The 22,258-nt window shown below is 59.9% G+C and carries 16 protein-coding genes and 1 pseudogene; 10 read left to right on the forward strand and 7 right to left on the reverse strand.

Translation table 11 applies throughout. From position 1 onward, the window contains the following. Positions 1-290: 290 nt before the first annotated feature. The 6 genes from AAAB16_RS20905 (at position 291) to AAAB16_RS20930 (ending at position 7,059) form a co-directional block, all read left to right on the forward strand. Entirely contained in the window at positions 291-1,460 is a 1,170-nt protein-coding gene (locus AAAB16_RS20905; RefSeq protein ID WP_340665061.1) for an MFS transporter, read from the forward strand. A gap of 181 nt (positions 1,461-1,641) precedes the next feature. Then, a complete protein-coding gene (locus AAAB16_RS20910; RefSeq protein WP_340665062.1) occupies positions 1,642-2,442 on the forward strand; it encodes an alpha/beta hydrolase in 801 nt (266 codons plus the stop codon). Further along, the gene (locus tag AAAB16_RS20915; RefSeq protein WP_340665063.1) at positions 2,439-3,302 is read left to right on the forward strand and encodes an alpha/beta hydrolase; all 864 of its coding nucleotides are present in this window, start codon (positions 2,439-2,441) and stop codon (positions 3,300-3,302) included. Before AAAB16_RS20910 ends, AAAB16_RS20915 begins: the two co-directional genes overlap by 4 nt. A 63-nt stretch (positions 3,303-3,365) precedes the next feature. Further along, positions 3,366-4,178 carry a DUF4892 domain-containing protein gene (locus AAAB16_RS20920; protein ID WP_340665064.1) on the forward strand — a complete coding sequence of 271 codons (813 nt, stop codon included), beginning with the start codon at positions 3,366-3,368 and terminating at the stop codon, positions 4,176-4,178. 68 nt (positions 4,179-4,246) lie between these two features. Further along, a complete protein-coding gene (locus tag AAAB16_RS20925) occupies positions 4,247-5,314 on the forward strand; it encodes an AI-2E family transporter (protein WP_340665065.1) in 1,068 nt (355 codons plus the stop codon). 140 nt (positions 5,315-5,454) lie between these two features. Continuing rightward, positions 5,455-7,059, forward strand: coding sequence for a YdgA family protein (locus tag AAAB16_RS20930; RefSeq protein ID WP_340665066.1), 1,605 nt, complete (start codon positions 5,455-5,457; stop codon positions 7,057-7,059). 174 nt (positions 7,060-7,233) lie between these two features. Here the strand turns inward: AAAB16_RS20930 and AAAB16_RS20935 are convergent, their stop codons facing one another. From AAAB16_RS20935 to AAAB16_RS20945, 3 genes are read right to left on the reverse strand one after another with little or no spacing between them, the layout of a single operon-like run. Continuing rightward, positions 7,234-8,676 (reverse strand): AdeC/AdeK/OprM family multidrug efflux complex outer membrane factor, encoded by a 1,443-nt coding sequence (locus AAAB16_RS20935; protein ID WP_340665067.1) that lies wholly within the window; start codon positions 8,674-8,676, stop codon positions 7,234-7,236. Then, on the reverse strand, positions 8,676-11,810 hold the full coding sequence (locus AAAB16_RS20940; RefSeq protein ID WP_340665068.1) for an efflux RND transporter permease subunit: 3,135 nt from the start codon (positions 11,808-11,810) through the stop codon (positions 8,676-8,678). The genes AAAB16_RS20935 and AAAB16_RS20940 overlap by 1 nt, the downstream gene beginning before the upstream one ends. A gap of 3 nt (positions 11,811-11,813) precedes the next feature. Then, positions 11,814-12,980 (reverse strand): efflux RND transporter periplasmic adaptor subunit, encoded by a 1,167-nt coding sequence (locus AAAB16_RS20945; RefSeq protein ID WP_340665069.1) that lies wholly within the window; start codon positions 12,978-12,980, stop codon positions 11,814-11,816. Positions 12,981-13,242: 262 nt separating this feature from the next. Here AAAB16_RS20945 and AAAB16_RS20950 point away from each other — a divergent pair, with 262 nt between their 5' ends. Then, positions 13,243-13,875, forward strand: coding sequence for a TetR family transcriptional regulator (locus AAAB16_RS20950; RefSeq protein ID WP_340665070.1), 633 nt, complete (start codon positions 13,243-13,245; stop codon positions 13,873-13,875). A 148-nt stretch (positions 13,876-14,023) separates the two neighbouring features. On the opposite strand, the gene AAAB16_RS20955 is transcribed toward AAAB16_RS20950, so the two are convergent. Then, complete coding sequence (locus AAAB16_RS20955) at positions 14,024-15,370, reverse strand: class II 3-deoxy-7-phosphoheptulonate synthase (protein WP_340665071.1); 1,347 nt, start codon at positions 15,368-15,370, stop codon at positions 14,024-14,026. A 110-nt stretch (positions 15,371-15,480) separates the two neighbouring features. Beyond that, positions 15,481-16,785, reverse strand: a complete 1,305-nt coding sequence (locus tag AAAB16_RS20960; RefSeq protein ID WP_340665072.1) for an NAD(P)/FAD-dependent oxidoreductase — start codon at positions 16,783-16,785, stop codon at positions 15,481-15,483. Between the two features lie 150 nt (positions 16,786-16,935). Here AAAB16_RS20960 and AAAB16_RS20965 point away from each other — a divergent pair, with 150 nt between their 5' ends. Beyond that, complete coding sequence (locus tag AAAB16_RS20965) at positions 16,936-17,709, forward strand: spermidine synthase (RefSeq protein WP_340665073.1); 774 nt, start codon at positions 16,936-16,938, stop codon at positions 17,707-17,709. A 1-nt stretch (position 17,710) separates the two neighbouring features. Here AAAB16_RS20965 and AAAB16_RS20970 read toward each other — a convergent pair whose 3' ends face one another. Continuing rightward, complete coding sequence (locus tag AAAB16_RS20970; RefSeq protein WP_340665074.1) at positions 17,711-18,502, reverse strand: crotonase/enoyl-CoA hydratase family protein; 792 nt, start codon at positions 18,500-18,502, stop codon at positions 17,711-17,713. A 359-nt stretch (positions 18,503-18,861) separates the two neighbouring features. Between AAAB16_RS20970 and AAAB16_RS20975 the strand changes: the two are divergent. Beyond that, positions 18,862-20,566, forward strand: a pseudogene (locus AAAB16_RS20975) (DEAD/DEAH box helicase). A gap of 126 nt (positions 20,567-20,692) precedes the next feature. Here AAAB16_RS20975 and AAAB16_RS20980 read toward each other — a convergent pair. Further along, positions 20,693-21,463, reverse strand: coding sequence for a class III extradiol ring-cleavage dioxygenase (locus AAAB16_RS20980; protein WP_340665075.1), 771 nt, complete (start codon positions 21,461-21,463; stop codon positions 20,693-20,695). Positions 21,464-21,560: 97 nt separating this feature from the next. Between AAAB16_RS20980 and AAAB16_RS20985 the strand changes: the two genes are divergently transcribed. Further along, on the forward strand, positions 21,561-22,220 hold the full coding sequence (locus tag AAAB16_RS20985) for a thiopurine S-methyltransferase (RefSeq protein WP_340665076.1): 660 nt from the start codon (positions 21,561-21,563) through the stop codon (positions 22,218-22,220). Positions 22,221-22,258 lie beyond the last annotated feature (38 nt).

The raw sequence follows: 22,258 nt of genomic DNA on the forward strand, positions 1-22,258 counted from the left end.
GTTCTGACGAGCGCGTATCACGGTTGGCTTGCAGCTTCGGTGAGTGGCGGGAGGCTGTCAAACGTTCAACGCTTACTACCGGGTAATGGCTCGCCCTCACCCCTAGCCCCTCTCCCGCAAGCGGGAGAGGGGAACATATCTGCATGGGTGCTGAGGTCTCCCGCTTATAGGGGAGAGGGTGTGGTTGCACGCGGTCGTCGAACTAAATAGCCAGCTAACGAGATTTTCTCGTAGGACCATTTCCCGTACCCTAGCAGGCCTTTTCCGCTGTCCCGTGACGAGTGCCCCCCATGAGCTCCACAAGCCTGACCATGACCCGTGGCATGGTGCTGCTGTTTGCCTTTTGCTGCGGCGTGATCGTCGCCAACATTTATTACTCGCAACCCATCATTGAGCTGATCGCGCCGGATATTGGCATTTCCGCCACCGCCGCCAGCCTGATCGTGTCGTTGACGCAAATTGGCTATGCCCTGGGCATGTTGTTTCTGGTGCCGTTGGCCGATTTGGTGGAAAACCGGCGGCTGATGATTATCACCGCGCTGGTGTCGGTGGCCAGCTTGCTGGCGGCGGCGTTTACCACCCAACCCCATGCGTTTTTGCTGGTGTCGCTGCTAATTGGTGCCAGCTCCGTGTCGGTGCAAATTCTGATTCCCTTGGCCGCGCACCTAGCGGCGGAGGAGTCGCGGGGCAGGGTGGTGGGCGGCATTATGGGCGGCCTGCTGTTGGGCATTTTGCTGGCTCGGCCGCTGTCCAGTTTGATTGCCGACCACCTGGGCTGGCGCGCGGTATTTTTGATCGCCGCAGCGGTGATGACCGCTATTGTGCTGACGTTGGCAACCACCATGCCCAAACGCCAACCGGACCATAGTGCGACCTACAGTCAGTTGATCCTGTCGCTGGGCAAGCTGTTCCAGCGTGAGCCTGTGCTGCGTCAACGCGCGATGATGCAAGGCTGCATGTTTGCCACCTTTAGCCTGTTCTGGACTGCCGTGCCGCTTGAGCTGGCGCGTAATCACGGCCTGTCGCAAACCCAGATCGCGTTGTTTGCCTTGGTCGGCGCCATTGGTGCTGTGGCAGCACCGATTGCCGGGCGCCTGGCTGACGCTGGGCACACCCGGGTGGCCACCCGTTTGGCGCTGATCTTGGCGACCCTTTGTTTTCTGCCGGCGTTTATCCCGCCGAGCAATACCGTGATTGCCCTGGCGTTGACCGGCGTGGTGCTGGATTTCTGCGTGCAGATGAATATGGTGCTCGGCCAGCGCGCGATCTATGCCTTGGACGCCGCCAGCCGCGGGCGTCTGAATGCGTTGTATATGACCAGCATCTTTGTCGGCGGCGCCTTGGGTTCATCGCTCGCCAGTGCCTTGTTCGACCATGGCGGTTGGTTGTGGATCGTGGTGGTGGGCAGCGCCTTCCCGCTGGTGGCGTTAGGCATTTTCTTGCGCAGCGACCGTGCATAAAGCGGCGTCGTTGCGGGTCTCGTAGGCTGTGCTGTGCGCACCAAGCGATCACGCGGTGCGCGCAACTCGCAAATCGTTATGGCGCTGGCCGTATTGCCATCATTCCCGGCAGTTACGGTCATTGCCGCAGTGCTCGCGCTTGCGGACAATCGAGCACGTTTTGTTTTCAGGATGCTAGGTGATGCCGCAGCCGGTATTTTTTGCCCACGCCAATGGATTTCCTTCGGCCACGTACGGCAAGTTATTTGCCGCGCTGGCGCCGGACTATCACGTACTGCACTTGCCGCAACACGGTCACGACCCGCGTTTTCCGGTTGATGACAATTGGGGCAATCTGGTCGACGAGCTGGTGCACCATCTGCGTGAACTGCCGGAGCCGGTGTGGGGCGTCGGCCATTCCCTTGGTGGCGTGCTGCATTACCACGCGGCGCTGCGCCACCCTGAGCTATATCGCGGCGTGGTAATGCTTGATTCGCCGGTACTGACCCTGGCCGACCGCATCGTGATCCGCGCGGCCAAACGCTTTGGTTTTATCGACCGTATAACACCGGCTGGCCGCACGTTGGGCCGGCGCGAAGCGTTTAACGATTTTGCCGAAGCCAAAGACTATTTTGCCGCCAAATCGCTGTTCCGCCGCTTTGACCCTGAGTGCCTCGACGCCTATGTGCAGCATGGCCTGCAGGCCGATGGCGCAGGGCTGCGGCTGTTGTTCGACCCGGCCACAGAAATCAGCATTTACCGCAGCGTGCCGCATAGCAACCCTGGTCGGCCGCAGCAGTTGCAAGTGCCGCTGGCCATGGTTCGCGGGCGCCACAGCCGCGTAGTGATGCCCCATCACACCCGTTCAATCCGCCGCTTGCCGCACTGCCAGTACCTGACGTTGCCGGGCGGGCATATGTTTCCGTTGGAACGTCCGCAGGCTACGGCCGATTTGCTCAAAACCTTGTTTGACCGCTGGCAGGCCCGGCTGGAGTCCGCATGAATTATTCCTTTGAAGAAGTGCGCCTGAGCCTGCCGCATATTGAGCTGTCGGCTCACGTGTTCGGCCCGGAGGACGGCAAGCCAGTCATCGCCCTGCATGGCTGGCTGGACAATGCCATGAGCTTTGCCCGCCTGGCGCCCAAGCTTGACGGGCTGCGCATCATCGCCCTGGACTTCGCCGGCCACGGCCATTCCGACCATCGCCCGGCCGGCGCGCATTACCAGCTGTGGGACTACGCCTATGACGTGCTGCTGGTGGCCGAGCAATTTGGCTGGCAGCGGTTTTCTTTGCTGGGCCATTCGATGGGGGCGATTGTTTCGGTGCTGCTGGCGGCTTCAATGCCTGAGCGTATTGAGCGCCTGGCGCTGATCGATGGCCTGATTCCGTTTACCGGTGAGGCCGAAGCCGCGCCGGCCAAGCTGGGCTCGGCGTTGCGTGATCAACTGGCGTTGGCCGGTAAGCGCAAGCCGGTGTATGAAAAGGTTGAGCAGGCGGTAAAAGCGCGAATGAAAGGGGTTGGCGGGGTGAGCCTGGAAGCGGCGCAACTGTTGGCGCAACGCGGGTTGATGCCGGTGCCGGGCGGTTTTACCTGGCGCACCGATAGCCGTCTGACCTTGCCCTCACCGCTGCGTTTTACCCAGGCCCACACGGACGTTTTTGTTCGCAGCGTCGCCTGCCCAGCCTGCTTGGTGGTGGCAGATGGCGGTTTGTTGCACGTGCAGCCAGCGCTGGTGGACTCCCTGCAAGGCCTACCATTTGAGGTGCAGCGCTTGGCCGGTGGTCATCACCTGCACTTGGATGATGAGGTTGGTGCGCAAGCGGTAGCAGCCTGTTTCAATAGGTTTTTCGCCGCGCCTTGACTTGCCCCGGCCAACTGCGGAGGCTGGCAGCCTTCGCAAAACGCCTACGCAACGAGAAAAACTATGCGTCACTTCCGCCTGTTGGCGCTTTCGCTGATCTGTTGGATCAGCCCTGCCACTTCCGCTGACCTGCCTGGCAGCAAAGACCTGGACATTCTGCCGCGTTTCCCGCGCGCCGAGATTGTTGATTTTCGCGATGTGCCGACCCAGGAGCGCATTTATCCCCTGGGTTCAATCCGCCGTATCAGCGGCACCCTGCGTTATGAGCGGCAGGTCGACACCCAGGGCCATATGCGTTCAGTCACCTACGAGCTGCCACCCGAACACACTTCGGGGCAGGCGTTTAATGCGGCACTCGCCGCGTTGCAGGAGCAGGGTGCGCATGCGTTGTATTGGTGTGAAAGCCGCGAGTGTGGTTCTGGCAGCCTGTGGGCCAATTCGGTATTCGGCAACGCCAAGCTGCTCGGTGCCGATGACCAGCAGGCCTATCTGCTCTTACGTTTAGCCGAGCCGAATCAGAACACGCTGGTGGCGCTCTATAGCATCACCCGTGGTAACCGCCGTGCGTACCTGCACGTTGAACAACTGGAAAACGCTACAGATCTCGGCGAGTTGCTACCGGGGCCGGCCACCTTGCTAAGGCAACTGCGCAATACCGGCGAACTGGACTTCGCTAGCCTGGATGGCGAACCGGTCGACGCCTGGGCGCAATTGCTTGCACGTACCCTGAACCAAGACACCACGCTGCGGGTCAGTTTGTCTGGCAAATACGCCGACGCCTGGCGCACCGCCTTGCTGGCACAAGGGGTGCGGGCGGCGCGGCTGGAGCTGGGGCAAGCTGAAAGCGACGGCCTATCCTTCAAGCTCCTGCGTTAAGCTCTGCCTTGCTTTCGCTCTTTGCCGGTCTCTTGCAACGAGCGCCTCTGATTTCGCCGGAGTTCTAAATGCCTAACAACGACCGCTTGCTGGTTCAGATCCTTTTGCTGGCATTACTCGGTGCGGCGCTGTGGGTGTTGGCGCCGTTCTTTTCTGCGCTGTTCTGGGCCGCCGTGCTGGCGTTCGCCAGTTGGCCGCTGATGCCGTTGCTGACCCGTTGGCTGGGTGGGCGCACCTCGCTGGCCGCCGGCATTCTTACTGCAGGTTGGATGGTGCTGGTGGTGATTCCCTTGGTGTTGCTGGGCTTTAACCTGGCCGACCATGTGCGCGATGCCGTCAACCTGGTCAAAGACCTCCAAGTGCAAGGCCTGCCGGCTCCGCCCGAGTGGTTGGCCAAGGTGCCGCTGTTAGGTGACCGCCTGGTGGGCTGGTGGATGACCATCGATCAGCAGGGCGCGGCAGTCTTTGCCAGCGTCAAACCTTACCTTGGCGAAGTGGGTAACTGGCTGTTGGCGCGCAGCGCCAAAATTGGCGGCGGCGTGCTGGAGTTGTCGTTGAGTCTGGTGCTGGTGTTCTTCTTCTACCGCGACGGCCCGGCATTGGCGGACCTGGTACGCAAGGGCCTGCATCGTTTAATTGGCCAGCGCGCCGACTATTACTTGCACTTGGTGGCGGGCACCGTGCAGCGCGTGGTCAATGGCGTGATTGGTACGGCTGCCGCACAAGCGGTGCTGGCCCTGATCGGCTTTTGGATTGCCGGTGTGCCGGGCGCGATTTTGCTCGGCCTGCTGACCTTTGTATTCAGCCTAATTCCCATGGGCCCGCCGTTGGTGTGGATTCCGGCCGTGGCCTGGCTGGCCTGGAAAGGTGACTACGGCTACGCGATTTTCCTTGGCGTGTGGGGCACCTTTATCGTCAGCGGCGTAGACAACGTGCTCAAGCCTTACCTGATCAGCCGTGGCGGCAACTTGCCGTTGGTGGTGGTGTTGCTCGGCGTATTTGGTGGCTTGCTGGCCTTTGGCTTTATGGGCTTGTTCCTCGGGCCAACGCTGTTGGCGGTGGCCTATAGCCTGCTCAGCGACTGGGTGAAAGACGACCCTGATGCGCCTGAGGTAAAAATCATCGAACAGAGATAAGCCGCACACGGCGATGGTAGCCAAAATGCTACTATCGCCGCCGCTTTCGCTGTGCCGTGCTTGTTTGCCAAGAGCCCTTTGCCAGGAAGGCACCTGCCGTTAGGGCATTTATTTCAATATGGATATGGGTTGAGTCACTTATGAATAAAACAGCAGGAATAGCTGCGGGTGTTGTGGTTGCCGTAGGTCTTATCAGCGCCGGTGGCGCTTGGTACACCGGCACCCAACTGCCAAACGTATTGAAAACTTCCATTGAAGAAGCCAACCAGAAGGGCGCCGACGCGCTGCTGGGCACCGGCATCACCAGCAAGCTGGAACTGGTTTCCCTGGACAGCCACCTGTTCACCAGTACCGCTCACTACCGCCTGACCCTCGACTCGCCATCGTTTGGCGAGGAATACCGCAACGTAGAAATTCTGCTGGTCGACAACATCGAGCACGGTCCGCTGCCGTTCTCACGTCTGAAAAAACTCAACCTGTGGCCAGTCTTGGCCACCAGCAACTACGCCCTGGAAGCCAATGGCCTGACCCAGAAATGGTTCGATGCCGCCAAAGGCGAGGCGCCGCTGCACGGTCAGGTCAGCCTGGGCTACGACAACTCCACCACCGGCACCATTGAACTGACCCCGTTGGACTTTGCTCCGCAGGCAGGTCAGAACATTAAATTTTCCGGCCTCAAGCTGGACGTCGATGCCAGCGCCCACGCCCAGAAAGTGGCCGTCAGCGGTGGTATGGACAGCTTGCTGCTGACCGGCACCGATGCCAGCGGCGAAGCACTAAGCGTTAACGTGCGTGACCTGGTGTTGGACAGCGATCAGAAGATGGGCACAGGTGATTTCTACCTGGGTGAAAACAGCCTGAAATTGGCCAGCATTGAAGTGAAGGCCGGCGACAAGCCGCCAGTGCTGATCAAAAACCTGGCCCAGGCCAGCAACTTCGAAGAGACCAGCGGCAAGCTCGGTGGCCATGTCAGCTACGACATCGGTCAGGTCAGCTTTGACGGCAAAGATATCGCTGGCGTGCAGATGATCTGGCGCATGAAAGACTTCGACGCTGCCGCGGTACAAGCGCTGGTCGAGGTTTACCGCGACAAACTCGCGCCTGTGCAACAGGCCGCCGCGCAAGGCGAAGAAGCGCCGGAATTGGCCTTCACCCCAGCCGAAGAAGAAAAACTCAAAGCCGATATCGGCCAACTGCTGGCCGGCAAGCCGCATGTGGCGCTGGAGAAATTCAGCATCAAAACCGCCCATGGCGAAGCAGCGCTGAGCCTGTCGGTTGACCTGAACAAGCCTGAGTCCTTCGACCTGCCACCGCCGGAATTGGCCAAACAAGTCTTGGCGCAACTGGATGCCAAGCTGGCCATCGACAAAGCGGTCATCGGCGACGGCGTTCGCGTACAAGCGGCCCTGGCCGGTGAGACCGATCAGAAAGCCATCGACGACCAGGCGGCCATGTTCACCGAAATGGGCAGCGGCATGGCGTTGGGCACCGAGATGATCGTGCTCAAAGGCGACAAGCTGGAATCCAACCTGCACTACGCCAACAACGAAGTAACCTTCAACGACCAGAAAATGTCGGTGGAAGAGTTCGCCATGTTGGTGATGTCCAAAACTGGCGCGTTGGGTGGCGGTGCGGGCGAAGAGCAACCAGAAGGCTACGTGCCGGACGAAGAAGCCCCGGACGCTGGCGCCCTGGACGAAGAATCGCCGGAAGAAGTGCCAGACGAGGCGCCTGAGGAGCAGTAAGCGCTACCTCAGTAATGCAAAAGCCCCTGACCGAAAGGTCAGGGGCTTTTTTATGCGGGTTATCTCAAAGACCACACCCTCGGCGAGTGAGGTCTGCTCCGTAGGGTGTGCTATGCGCACCAAGCGATCTTATTGGAACGCCGTGGTGCGCACAGCACACCCTACGGGCAAACTTTACGGTTTGGCTGGTTCCGCTGGCGCGCGACCGGTGTTTTCCACCCAACCGCCACCCAAGGCTTTGTACAGATTCACTTCGCTGGTCAGCTGCGCCAAGCGGTCGGTGATCAGCGATTGCTGGGCACTAAACAACGAGCGCTGGGCGTCGAGGAAGGTCAGGTTGCTGTCGATGCCGGTGCGGTAGCGACGCTCGGCCAGGCGGTAGTAGTCCTGGTTGGCGGCGACGAAATCGCGCTGCGCTTGCAACTGTTGGTTGTAGGTCTGGCGTGCAGCAAGGCCGTCGGAGACTTCCTGAAAGGCGGTCTGAATCGACTTCTCGTACTGGGCCACGCGAATATCTTTCTGGATTTTCGAGTAGTCCAGGCTGGCCTTCAGCTCACCAGCGTTAAAGATCGGAATGCTGATGGTCGGCGAGAAATACCAACTGCCCGAACCGCCTTTAAACAGGTCGGACAAGCTGGCGCTGCTGCTGCCGGCATTAGCGGTCAGGCTAATGCTGGGGAAGAAGGCCGCGCGCGCAGCGCCAATATTGGCGTTGGCGGCTTTAAGCAGGTACTCGGCCTCAAGAATATCCGGGCGACGTTGCAGCAGTTCCGACGGCAAGCCAACGGGCAGTTCTTCCAGCAGGTCGTCGGCCAACGGCTTTTCCGCGACCAAGTTGTCTGGCACCGAGGTGCCGAGCAGCAGGGCCAGGTTGTTGCGGTCTTGCGCAACCAGGCGTTGGTATTGCGCCAGGGCCACGCGTGCGCTTTCTACCGAGGTCCGCGCTTGGCTCAAGTCCAGCGCCGAGGCCACGCCGACGTCGTTGCTACGTTGGGTCAGCTTGAAGCTGTCTTCGTAGGTTTTCAGGGTTTCTTCGGTCAGGCGTAGCAGCTCTTGGTCGGCGGTCAGCGTCAGGTAAGCATTGGCGACGTTGGCCACCAAGCTGAGCTGGGTGCTACGGCGTGCTTGCTCGCTGGAGAAGTAGGTTTGCAACGCTTCTTCACTAAGGCTACGCACGCGGCCGAACAGGTCCAGCTCATAGGCGCTAACGCCGAGAGTGGCCGAGTATTGGCCGCTGGTGGTGGCGTTGCCGGTTTGCGACAGGTCGCCCGGCACGCGCTGACGCACACCGGTGCCGTCGGCACTGATTTTCGGGAACAGGTCCGAGCGCTGAATGCGGTACTGCGCGGCGTAGGCATCAAGGTTCAACGCGGCTACGCGCAGGTCGCGGTTGTTTTCCAGCGCGGTTTGAATCAGCTGTTGCAGCGCCGGGTCGTGGAAGAACTGGCGCCAGCCTTGCTCGGCCTCAGCGACTTTGGCCGACTCGGCCGGCCCGTAGGCCGGGCCTTGCGGATAGGCCGGAGCAACCGGCGAGGCCGGCTGCAGGTACTCAGGAATCAGCGAGCAGCCACTCAGTACAAAGGTGGCAACTGCCAGGGACAGTAGTGACTTGCGCATCAGTGGCCAGCCTCATTGCTTGGGGTTTCAGACTTCTTGCCTTTGAACATCGACGAGATCGTGACGAAGAACAACGGCACCCAGAAGATCGCCAATATGGTCGCGGTGATCATGCCGCCGATTACGCCAGTACCGATGGCGTGTTGGCTACCGGAACCGGCGCCGGTGGAAATTGCCAGCGGCACCACGCCGAGGATAAACGCCATCGACGTCATGATGATCGGGCGCAAGCGCATGCGGCAGGCTTCCAGGGCGGCATCGACCAGCGACTTGCCTTGTTCGTGCAGCTCTTTGGCGAACTCGACGATCAGAATGGCGTTTTTCGCCGCCAAGCCCACGGTGGTCAACAGCCCCACCTGGAAGAACACGTCGTTGGACAGCCCGCGCAAGCTGGTAGCCATCAGCGCACCGATAATACCCAGCGGCACCACCAGGATGACCGCAATCGGGATCGACCAGCTTTCATACAGCGCCGCCAGGCAGAGGAACACCAACAGCACCGAGATGGCATACAGCACCAGGGTTTGCGAGCCGGCCAGGCGTTCTTCATAAGACAAACCGGTCCACGAATAGCCGATACCGGTGGGCAGTTTTTTCGCCAGCGCTTCGACTTCGGCCATGGCTTCACCGGTTGAGTAACCCGGCGCTGGCGAGCCCATGATTTCCATACTTTCTACGCCGTTGTAGCGCGCCAGTTTCGGCGAGCCGTAAATCCACGAGCCGGAGGCGAAAGCAGAGAAGGGCACCATCTCACCGGCGCTGTTGCGTACGTACCACTTCTGCAGGTCTTCCGGGGTCATGCGCGAATTGGCTTCGCCCTGGATATACACCTTCTTCACCCGGCCACGGTCGATAAAGTCGTTGACGTAATTACCGCCCAAGGCAATCGACAGGGTGTTGTTGATGTCCGACAGCGTCAGGCCCAACGCGCTGGCGCGTTCGTCGTCGATGGTCAGTTGGAACTGCGGTTCATCGTTCAGGCCGTTGGGGCGTACTTGCATCAACACCTTGCTTTGCGCCGCCATACCGAGGAACTGGTTACGCGCTTCCATCAACTTGTCGTGACCAACACCGGCACGGTCTTGCAGGAACACGTCAAAGCCGGTGGCGTTACCCAGTTCCAGTACTGCTGGTGGGGCAAAGGCGAACACCATGGCATCGCGGAACGTGAAGAAGTGATTTTGCGCGCGCTGCGCCAGGGCAAACACGGTGTTCTCGGCTGAACGCTCTTCCCATGGCTTGAGCATGATAAACGCCATACCCGAGCTCTGGCCGCGGCCGGCGAAGTTAAAGCCGGTGACGGTAAACACCGAACTCACGGTGGCCGCTTCGTCTTTCAGCAGGTAGGCACGCATTTCATCGACCACCGCCTGGGTACGCCCAGCACTGGAGCCTGCCGGGGTTTGCACCTGGGCGAACAGTACGCCCTGGTCTTCTTCCGGCAGGAACGCGGTAGGGATGCGCATAAACAGCCAGATCATGCCGGCGATCAGCACGGCATAGGCCAGCAGGTACGGCGTTTTATTGCGCAGCATGCTCGCCACGCCACGTTCGTAGCCGGTTACGGTACGGTCGAAGTTGCGGTTAAACCAGCCAAAGAAGCCACGTTTCGGAACACCGTGGCTGCCTTCTTTAATTGGCTTGAGCAGGGTGGCGCACAGGGCTGGGGTGAACACCAGGGCGACCAACACCGACAGGCCCATGGCCGAGACGATGGTGATGGAGAACTGACGGTAGATCACACCGGTGGAGCCACCAAAGAACGCCATGGGCAGCAGTACCGCCGACAGCACCATAGCGATACCGACCAGGGCGCCTTGAATCTGGCCCATGGATTTCTTCGTCGCTTCTTTGGGCGACAAATTCTCCTCGGCCATGACCCGTTCGACGTTTTCCACCACCACGATGGCGTCGTCCACCAGTAGGCCGATGGCCAGCACCATACCAAACATGGTCAGGGTGTTAATGGTGAAGCCCGAGGCGGCGAGAATACCGAAGGTGCCGAGCAAAACCACCGGCACGGTCATGGTGGTGATAATGGTGGCCCGCAGGTTCTGCAGGAACAGGAACATCACCAGGAACACCAGCACCACGGCCTCAACCAGGGTGTCGACCACGCCGTTGATGGACTCGGTGACCACCGGGGTGGTGTCGTACGGGTACACCGCTTTCATGCCTGCCGGGAAGAACGGTTCCAGGTCGGCGATGGTGGCGCGAATGGCTTTGGCGGTGTCCAGGGCGTTGGCGCCGGTGGCCAGTTTGATCGCCAGGCCGGATGCCGCTTTACCGTTGAACTGCGCGTCGATGCTGTAGTTTTCGCCACCGAGCTCAACTTTGGCGACGTCCGACAGGCGTACCTGCGAGCCGTCGGTGTTGACCTTGAGCAGAATGTTTTTGAACTGCTCCGCCGACTGGAAGCGGGTTTTACCGATGATGGTGGCGTTTAGTTGCTGGCCTTCAATCGCTGGCAAACCGCCCAACTGACCGGAGGAAATCTGCACGTTTTGCGCCGCCACGGCGGTTTTGATGTCCACCGGCGTCAGCTGGAATTTGTTCAGCTTGGCCGGGTCGAGCCAGATACGCATGGCGTACTGAGCACCGAACACCTGGAAGTCACCCACGCCGGAGGTACGCGAAATGGGGTCTTGCATGTTGGAGACGATGTAGTTCGACAAATCCTCGCGGGTCATGCTGCCGTCTTCGGACACCAAGCCGACCACCATCAGGAAGTTCTTTACCGCCTTGGTCACGCGAATACCCTGTTGCTGCACTTCCTGAGGCAGCAGCGGGGTGGCCAGGTTGAGCTTGTTCTGCACCTGAACCTGGGCGGTGTCCGGGCTGGTGCCCTGGTTGAAGGTCGCGGTGATGGTCATGCTGCCGTCGGAGTTACTTTCCGAACTCACATAACGCAGGTTGTCGATACCGTTGAGCTGCTGCTCGATGATCTGCACCACGGTGTCCTGCACGGTTTGTGCGGACGCGCCTGGGTAGGTCACCTGAATGGCGATGGCCGGTGGCGCAATGGCCGGGTATTGGTTGATCGGTAGTTTCAGAATGGACAGCGTGCCGACCAGCATGATCACCAGGGCAATTACCCAGGCGAAAATGGGGCGGTCGATAAAGAATTTCGACATGGGTTACTTACCTTCGCCTTGGGCCTGATCTTGAGCAGGGGCTTTGCCGTCGTCGGCGGCAGCAGGTTTGCCGACGTTGGTGGCTTCGCTGACTTTCACTTCAACGCCCGGTTTTACGTATTGCAGGCCTTCGGTGATCACGCGGTCGCCGGCTTTCAGGCCGTCGTTGATCAGCCATTCGCTACCCAAGGTGCGCTCGGCTTTGAGCTGACGCAGTTCCACCTTGTTCTCGGCATTGACCACCATGGCGGTCGGCATGCCTTTCAGGTCGCGGGTTACACCCTGCTGCGGAGCAAGAATGGCGTTTTCGTTAACCCCGGCTTGCAGTTGTGCATGGACGAACATGCCAGGCAGCAATTGGTGTTCAGGGTTAGGGAACACCGCGCGAATAGTCACCGAACCGGTGCCTTCGTCCACCGACACTTCGGAGAATTCCAGCTTGCCTTCCTGTTCGTAGAGGCTGCCGTCTTCGAGTACCAGCTTGACCTTGGCGGCGTTGTCGCCGGCTTTCTGCAGGTTGCCGCTTTCCAACTCGCGACGCAGCTTGAGCAGTTGCGCGGAAGACTGGGTGACGTCGACGTAGATCGGGTCGAGTTGCTGAATGGTGGCCATGGCGGTGGTCTGGCCATTGCTCACTAGGGCGCCTTCAGTCACAGCCGAGCGGCCGATGCGGCCGGAGATCGGCGCCAACACTTTGGTGTAACGCAGGTCGATTTGTGCGCTTTGCAGCGTGGCTTCGGCTTGCAGGCGCTTGGACACGGCGTCGTCGTATTCCTGGCGGCTTACGGCTTGCTCGTTCACCAACTGCTTATAACGGTCGGCCAGGGATTTGGTCGATTGCAGGGTGGCCTGGGCGCTTTTCAGTGTGGCTTCGTACACCGACGGGTCAATTTGATAGAGCTGCTCACCGGCTTTGACTTCGCGGCCTTCGGTAAACAGACGCTTAAGAATGATGCCGTTCACCTGCGGGCGAACTTCGGCAACGCGGTAGGCATTGGTACGGCCTGGCAGTTGGCTGACTAAGGCATAGGGCTGCGCTTTCAAGGTCACCACACCCACTTGCGGGGTCTGTTGTGGGGGCGCTTCTGCTGCTTTTTCGCAACCACTGATAAGCAGTGTTGCCAATGCGATGGCGGTTACCAGAGCGGTATGGGCTGGCTTGAATTGCATGAAAGGCCTCATGTCGATCGACGGTTAAAGGCGTCGGTACGATTGGTTGGAGATTTAGCGTTTTAGTGGCGGCTGATCAAAGTGTGATCAAAAAATAAGGATTTTCTTGTGGATAGGTAGGATGCTAAGAAATATACTTACATTCACGGTTGTTTGTAAACGTCTAAAATCCGCTGTTACATAAGCTTTTTTTCAGCTTTGCACCTAACTGACACGACGCTGACAGAAGCCTTACGTGTCGCTAACCAAGGGCTGTACCCATATGGTCAGACGGACCAAAGAAGAAGCGCAGGAAACCCGTAGCCAGATTCTCGATGCTGCCGAGCAGGCGTTCTACGAGCATGGCGTCGGCCGCACCACGCTGGCCAAAATTGCCGAAGTGGCCGGGGTTACCCGTGGTGCCATCTATTGGCACTTCAGCAATAAGAGCGACCTGTTTGAAGCGATGTTCGAGCGCGCGCACCTACCGTTCGAGGAATTGGCTAAGGCCAGCGAAAGCGCCAGCGAGCCCGACCCGCTAGGGCGCATGCGTGAATTGCTGGTGCAGGTGTTTAAACAGACCGCCAGTGATGCGCAGGTGCGGCGCATCAACGAAATTCTGTTCCATAAATGTGAGTACACCGACGAACTCAACGACCTGCGCCAACGCATGCAAGACAACAGCATCGACTGCGACCAGCGCATTGAGCTGACCCTGCGTAACGCCATCAACAAAGGCCAGTTGCCTGAAGACCTCAACACCAAGCGTGCAGCGCTGTGCCTGCATTCGTTTATAGATGGGGTATTAGCCAAATGGCTGCTGGCGCCGAAAAGCTTTGCCTTGGGCAAAGAGGCCGAACGCCTGGTGGATGTGGTGCTGGATATGTTGCGCTTAAGCCCTGGGCTTAGGGGGTAGGGCAAGCACTCACCGTCATCCCCGCGCAGGCGGGGATCCAGAATTTAAAGGTGACGTGAATAATGCGCCTGACGTTGCAGTCTGGGTCCCCGCCTGCGCGGGGACGACGATTCGTGAATGGCGGTGACGTGTTCGAGATCGTCGGCGTTTAGCGCCGTACGCCTTTCAACGTTTCGGCAATCAAAAACGCTAATTCCAACGACTGGTCGGCGTTCATCCGTGGGTCGCAGTGGGTGTGGTAGCGGTCGGATAGGCCATCTTCGGTAATCGGCCGCGAGCCGCCAATGCACTCGGTGACGTTCTGCCCCGTCATCTCGATATGAATACCACCGGCATACGTGCCTTCGGCTTCGTGCACTTGGAAGAACTGCTTAACCTCGGCAAGGATCTGCGCGAAGTCGCGGGTTTTGTAGCCGCTGGAGGCCTTGATGGTGTTGCCGTGCATGGGGTCGGAGCTCCACAACACGTGGCGGCCTTCTTCTTTAACCGTGCGCAGCAGACGCGGCAGGCCCGCTTCGACCTTGTCGGCGCCCATGCGCACGATCAGGTTCAGGCGGCCGGGGTCGTTGTCCGGGTTAAGAATATCGATCAGGCGAATCAAATCTTCGCTGCTCATGCTCGGTCCGCACTTCACGCCGATGGGGTTGCCGACGCCACGGAGAAATTCCACATGGGCGCCGTCGACCTGACGGGTGCGGTCGCCAATCCACAACATATGCGCCGAGCAGGCGTAGTCGCCGCCAGTCAGGCTGTCGCGGCGGACAAAGGCTTGCTCGTAATTCAGCAGCAGCGCTTCGTGGGCGGTGAAGAAACTGGTTTCGCGCACTTGCGCCGAGCTGTCCATGCCGCAGGCGCGCATAAAGGCCAGGGTTTCGTCGATACGGTCGGCAAGCTGGTTGTACTTCTCGCCAAGCGCCGAGTTTTCGATAAATTCCAGGTTCCACTTGTGCACTTGGTGCAGGTCGGCAAAACCGCCCTGGGCAAAGGCGCGCAGCAGGTTAAGGCTGGCGGTGGACTGGTGGTAGGCCTGCAGCAAACGCTCAGGGTCTGGCACGCGGCTGCTGGCGTCAAAGCCGATGCCATTGACGATATCGCCGCGGTAGGCGGGCAGGGTAACGCCATCAATGGTTTCGTCGTTGGCCGAGCGCGGCTTGGCGAACTGGCCGGCCATACGACCAACTTTTACCACCGGGCTGCCGGCTGCAAAGGTCATGACAATCGCCATTTGCAGCAGCACTTTAAAGGTGTCGCGAATTTTCGCCGCGCTGAACTCGGCAAAGCTCTCGGCGCAGTCGCCCCCTTGCAGCAAAAACGCACGGCCCTGGGTGACCTCGGCAAACTGGCGGCGCAGTTCGCGCGCTTCGCCGGCAAACACCAGCGGCGGATAACCGGCCAGGGTTTGTTCAACGGTGCTCAGGTGGGCGGCGTCTGGGTACTGCGGTTGCTGCTGGATGGGTTTAGCTCTCCAGCTGCTGGGGCTCCATGGTTGCGACATCGAGGTTCTCGGCTCAAGCAGATTAGGCGGACGGGCATGGTAACCGATCGGCCCACGGCCACAAGCGCGCCGGCTGTTGATCGGCGCGATAGAGCCTGTGCATGTCTGTTTCAGCCCGCGGTGGCGATTGGGCGTAACGCGGCGCTGTGCTTGGCGATGGCCTGGCGGTAGGTGTCTTTGTGCACGTAGTAGGCCATGCGCTCGAGGTCCAGATAGCCGTAGCCGCCGTCCAGGCGAATACTGGCCCGTTCACGCTTGGTAGCCTGAAACGCTTTCGCCGCCGGCGCTTGCGCCTGTAATTGGCGAATAAATAGCGCGACTAATTCGGCCTGCTCGGCGCGGCCCTGCCAGCCCAGGCCCGAGGCTTCGACCATGCCCATCATAAACAGGTCGTCGTACTCGGGATGGAACACGTTGAGGTACAGCTTTGGTGCACCGGCACCTTCAGGCCAGTTGAGGTGGCTGCGGTCGATAAAGGGGTAGTCGAGCTTGTAGCCGGTGCCCTGCAAAATCAGGTCGTACTCGGCCGTTTCGCCGTCGGTAAACGTCACCGATTTGCCGTCGACCTTGGCGATATCGCGCCGCGCGTTGATATCGCCATGGCCGAGGTGGTGCAGGACCAACGAGTTCATCACCGGGTGCGATTCATAGAGTTTGTAATCAGGGTCGGGCAGGCCGTAGTTGGAGGGCTTGCCGACCAGTGCGCGAATCAGCAGGCCGTCGATACGTTGCTTTAGCGCACGCGGCAGTTTTACTGCGCCGCCAAAGGTGTCGATGGGGCGGCCCAAGAGAAACTTGGGCAGGAAGTAGTAGCCGCGGCGCACCGACAAGTCCACCGATGCGGCGCGGTGCACGGCATCAACGGTGATATCGCAAGCCGAGTTGCCGCAGCCGACGACCAATACGCGCTTGCCGCTGAATATCTCGGGGGAGCGGTAGTCGCTGGAGTGCAGCAACTCGCCGCTAAACGAACCCGGCAGCTCGGCGAGGTTGGGTTTATGCAGCGTGCCGTTGGCGATCAACACGCCATCGAATTGCCACTCGCGGGTCACCCCGGCTTTTTCGGTATACAGGGTCCAGCCGTTTTCGCGGCGTTCCATACGCAGCACGCGAGTGTCGAACTGGTAGTGCTCGTACAAGCCAAAATGCTCGGCATAGTCACGGAAGTAGCGGCGCATTTCGCTGTGGTGCGGGTAGGGCGCAACAGCCTCGTCCATGGGGAATTCGCTGAACTGCGTGGTGCCTTTGGAGGAAATCAAATGCGCCGATTCATACATGGTGCTGTGCGGGTTATCGATGTCCCACAGACCGCCCACATTCGCATGCAGCTCAAAGCCAACAAACGCAATGCCGTGTTTTTGCAGTTGGCGGGCTGTGCAAAGGCCCATGGGGCCAGCGCCGATGATGGCGTACATAACATTCTCCCGTCGTTCTTATTGTTGGCAGGGCCAAAAGTGGGCGAATTATCGCGTGACCCGGCCCTGGCACTTCAATGACAATCGGCGCCTTTCCCCGATAGCGCCTGGTCGGCGATGTCATGGCGGGATTTTTAAGCGGAGAGTGAGATGCCTGTACAGCCGCCACGGGACGAGCTGACCGAAGAATTACTGTTGGCCGAGATTCACGACGAGTACGGCGTGATTAAGGTGATGCAAGTCGGCGACTACCGCTTTCTCGAGTTTGGCGATGCCATCGAACAAAGCTGCGTATTTCTGCCAGACCCCACCTGGCTGGAGTACGACTACACCCGCGCCATGTTTATCGGCGCCTTGAGCCACGCGCAGCCGGAGAGCGCGCTGTTTCTCGGTTTGGGCGCGGGCACCTTGACCCAAGCCTGTTTGAAGTTTCTGCCGCTGGACGACGTTGAAGCCATCGAACTGCGCTCCGACGTGCCGCGCCTGGCCATGGAATATATGGGCTTGGACGATGATCCACGTTTGTACGTGCGCATTGGCGATGCCCAGCAACTCCTGGAAAGCGCCGAAAGCGCCGACCTGATTTTTGTCGACCTATATACCGACACCGGCCCGGCCGTGGGCCATTTGGCCTGGCGCTTTCTTGAAGGGTGTCAGCAACGCTTGAACCCCGGCGGCTGGCTGGTGATTAACCAATGGGCCAGCGATGACGGCAAACCACTGGGCGCAGCGCTGCTGCGCGGCCTGTATCACCGCCACTATTGGGAACTGCCGGTAAAGGAGGGCAATGTGATTCTGATCGTGCCGGCCGACCTGGATCAGCAGCTGGATATCGCCGCCGTTGAACAGCGCGCCCACGCGCTGGAAGGGCAGTTGGGCTACTCCCTGCAACCGCTGATTGAGCTGATTCGTCCGGCTACCTGAGTCAGCGCCCCTTAAAGTCGCCCGGCCGGCGCTCTTGCATAGCGCGCACGCCTTCCTGCGCATCTTCGCTGGTCATCAAGCGGCGCATGGTGGCGGGCAGGGCGGCGGCCGCGGCTTCATCGCCTGCGATTACCGCCTGGCGCGCCGACGCCAGGGTTGCCTGCACGCCCAGTGGCGCCTGCGCTGCAACGCGCTCCGCCAGGTGCAGGGCGCGGGGCATTAAGTCTTCGCTGGCCAACACTTCCTGGACCAAGCCCAGGCGGCAGGCTTCGTGGGCGTCGAACTCATCGCCGGTAAGCAGCCAGCGCATGGCATTGCCCCAGCCTGCGGCTTGATGCATACGTAATGTCGCACCGCCAAATGGGAAGATGCCGCGCTGCACTTCCATCTGGGCAAAACGGGTATTGCTGGCGCACAGGTTGATATCCGAGGCGAGCATCAGCTCGATGCCGATGGTGTAGCAGTAACCCTGCACGGCAACGATCACCGGCTTGCTCACCCGTGGCCCGCCAAATACGCCCCAGGGGTCGCAACCGCCCTCGGGAATCTGCCAGCCGCTGACAAAGGTGGCTGCGACATTGGCCAGATCCAGCCCGGCGGTGAAGTGCTCGCCATGGGCAAACACCAGCGCTACCCGCGCTTCGCTGTCGCGTTCGAACTCGCCATAGGCCAGCGTTAGGTCGTCGAGCAGTGCCAGGTCGAAGGCATTGCGTTTGGCCGGCCGGTCGAGACCGATCAGCATAATGTGGCCACGTTTTTCTCGGGTGACGCGACCAATGCTGCTGCGGTTCATAGCGGTTTTTCCTTGTGCTGGGGCGAGGCGACTGGTGCGGTATAGCTGGCCGGCTTTCGCTTGTCCATTTGCCCTAGCAGAACGGCAAAAGGCGTCTAAATCGGTGACCGGCCAGCGGAGCGTAAGGATTTTCTTGGCAAAACTTACACCGAGGTCAACTTTTTCCGGTATAGTGCGCGCCGGCTTCAACAGGCCGTGTTCAGGTTTTGCAGGTTTTTCCCAGAGCGAGCTCTGGTTGCAGTTCACCAAGTGAACGTCCTGAATATCTTCTTTTTTCATTAATACGTTTTCGCAAATCCCCGCCTACAGGGCTGCCAGGGTTACCTTCGGGTCTTACACGGCATGCGCAGCTTTGGAACATGGGTCTTTGCGGATGCACTTTGAGGCAGACCCATGACCCAGGTATCCGGCGGCTTCGCCGCGCTCGGACTTCACCCCAATATTCTCGCTGCAGTAATCGCCACCGGTTACGAAGAGCCTTCGGCTATTCAACTGCAAGCTATTCCGGTAATCCTCGCCGGCCACGACATGATCGGCCAAGCGCAAACCGGTACCGGTAAAACCGCCGCGTTTGCACTGCCGATTCTGAACCGCATCGACCCGGCCAAGCGCGAAGTACAAGCGTTGATCCTGGCGCCGACCCGCGAGCTGGCCCTGCAAGTGGCCACCGCGTTTGAAACCTACGCTAAGCAAATGCCCGGCGTTACCGTGGTCGCCGTTTACGGCGGCGCACCAATGGGCCCACAACTGAAAGCCATCCGTAATGGCGCCCAGATTGTTGTGGCCACCCCAGGTCGCTTGGTTGACCACCTGCGTCGTGACGAGAAAGTGCTGTCGACTATCCAGCACCTGGTGCTCGACGAAGCCGACGAAATGCTCAAGCTGGGCTTTATGGACGACCTGGAAGTTATCTTCAAGGCCATGCCAGCAAGCCGCCAGACCGTACTGTTCTCGGCCACCTTGCCGCACTCGATTCGCGCCATTGCTGAAAAGCACCTGCGTGACCCGAAGCACATCAAAATCGAAACCAAAACCCAGACTGTGACCGCGATTGAGCAGGCTCACCTGCTGGTTCACGCTGACCAGAAGCACGCTGCCGTACTGCGTCTGCTGGAAGTGGAAGACTTCGACGCACTGATCGCTTTCGTGCGTACCAAGCAAGCGACTCTGGACCTGGCCGCTGCGCTGGAAGCCAAAGGCTATAAAGCCGCTGCGCTGAACGGTGACATCGCCCAGAACCAACGTGAGCGTGTTATCGAATCGTTGAAAGATGGCCGTCTGGACATCGTGGTTGCTACCGACGTGGCTGCCCGTGGTCTCGACGTACCGCGCATCACCCACGTAATGAACGTGGACATGCCTTATGACCCAGAGTCTTACGTACACCGTATCGGTCGTACCGGCCGTGCTGGTCGTACCGGTCGCGCCCTGTTGCTGGTGACGCCACGTGAGCGCCGCATGCTGCAAGTGATCGAGCGCGTAACCGGGCAAAAGGTTGCCGAAGTTCGCCTGCCCAATGGCCAGCAAGTATTGGACGCACGCATCAAGAAATTGACCAACAGCCTGGCGCCGTTGGTAGCTGATGCCGAAGCCAGCCATGGCGATCTGCTCGACCGTTTGACCGCTGACATTGGTTGCACCCCGCGTGCCCTGGCTGCAGCTCTGCTGCGCAAAGCCACCAACGGTCAAGCGCTGACCCTTGCTGACGTAGAGCGCGAGCAGCCACTGGTGCCAACCAGCGCACCGCGTGAGCGTTCCGAGCGTCCTGCTGGTTCCGAGCGCAGCGAGCCGCGTGAGCGTCGCGCGCCGATGCCACTGGCCGAAGGCCGTGCCCGTTGCCGTACCGCTCTGGGCGCACGCGACGGTATTGCCGCCAAAAACCTGCTGGGCGCCATCCTTAACGAAGGCGGCCTGGCCCGCGAAGCCATCGGCCGCATTCAAGTGCGCGACAGCTTCAGCCTGGTTGAACTGCCGGAAGAAGGTCTGGAGCGTCTGCTGACCAAACTGAAAGACACCCGCGTTGCCGGTAAGCAGCTGAAGCTGCGCCGGTACCGTGAAGACTGATCAGTCGTTAATAAAAAACCCGCCTAGTGCGGGTTTTTTTATGGCTGCCAGTTTGTGCGGCGGGTGCTGGTGCGCCTGTGGATCATCGGCGCCGTAGGGTGTGCTGCGCGCACCAAAATGCGCTCCTCAATCAAACCGATAAATATCCATCCCCAGTGAGCCAAGCGTAAACCCTTGGTGGGCAATAGCGAATTTGCCGCCAGCGCCGCGGGCAAAGTACAACGGCAACAAATGTTCATCGCTCGGGTGGTTGCGTACGGCTGACGGCGCTTGTCGGCGGTAATCATGCAGGGCCTCGTCGTCGTTAGCGGCCAGTCGCTCCACCATCCAGTCACGGAATTCTTCGGCCCAGGGCGTGATCACCTCGGGGCCGGCACGCCAATTCAGTTCACCGAGGTTATGGGTAATGCTGCCGGAACCAATCAGCAGCACGCCTTGCTCGCGCAAGCTGGCCAAGGCTTTGCCTACACGGGTTTGAAAGGCCGGGCCGAGGCGGGTAGGGATAGAGACTTGGGCAATGGGAATATCCGCGTCCGGGTACATCAACATCAACGGCACCCACACGCCATGGTCGAACACCCGCTTGGCATCCAGTTCAGCAGGCAGACCGGCGGCCACCAATAGGTCGCGTGCCTCTCTGGCCAACTGCGGCGCGCCGGGGGCAGGGTACTGCACGGCGTACAACTCCGGTGGAAAGCCGCCGAAGTCGTGCCAGGTATCTGGCTGTGGGTTGCTGTTAACCAACAGCTGATTGCTTTCCCAATGTGCCGACACCACCAGAATCGCCTTGGGGCGCGGCAGCTCGGCAGCTAGCTTGGCCAATGCCGGACCGCTGGCGCCGGGCTCCAGCGCGAGCATGGGTGAACCGTGGGAAATAAATAAGCTGGGTAACGACATGACGTGGTCCTCAGGGGAATGCCAACATCTTCCGGCTTGGACCTATCGAAAACCAGTATAAAATCTCGAGCAATTTGATCGAATTAGTGAGGCAATCATGCAGCCCGACTTCTGGCTAAGACGCTGGCAAAACAACCAGATCGGCTTTCATGCCGCCACTGCCAATCCCTATCTGCAACAGTACTGGCCTGGGCTAGAGGTCCCTCAAGGCGCTCAGGTGCTGGTGCCGTTGTGTGGCAAGAGTTTGGACTTGGTGTGGCTAGCCGGGCAGGGCTTGCGCGTGCTCGGCATAGAGTTGGTTGAACAGGCGGTGGAAGACTTCTTTCGCGAGCACAACTTGCAGCCGCAGATACGCCAACACGGCGTATTCCGTATCTACCAGGCCGGCAATCTTGAGCTGTGGTGTGGCGATATCTTCGCCCTGACTGCCGAAGACCTGCGGGGCTGCACCGCGCTTTACGACCGCGCCGCCTTGATTGCCTTACCGCCAGCGATGCGTGAAGCCTATGCCCGACACCTGACCCAACTGCTGCCTAGCGGCTGCCGGGGTTTACTGGTCAACCTGGATTACGAACAAAGCCAAATGGACGGTCCGCCGTTCTCGGTGCCGGATGTTGAAGTGCAAAGGTTGCTCGCCGAGTGGGAGCCGCAACTGCTGCACCTGGAGAATGGCTTAAAGGCCGAAGAAAACTGGAAGTTTCTGCAGCGTGGGTTGCAGCGTATGGATGAAGGGGTTTATCGCCTGCAGCGGCGCTGACTGAGATCGAACGTAGGGTGTGCTGTGCGCACCAAGGC

Origin of the sequence: Pseudomonas sp., assembly GCF_037994325.1 — a bacterium.
Taxonomy (GTDB): domain Bacteria; phylum Pseudomonadota; class Gammaproteobacteria; order Pseudomonadales; family Pseudomonadaceae; genus Aquipseudomonas.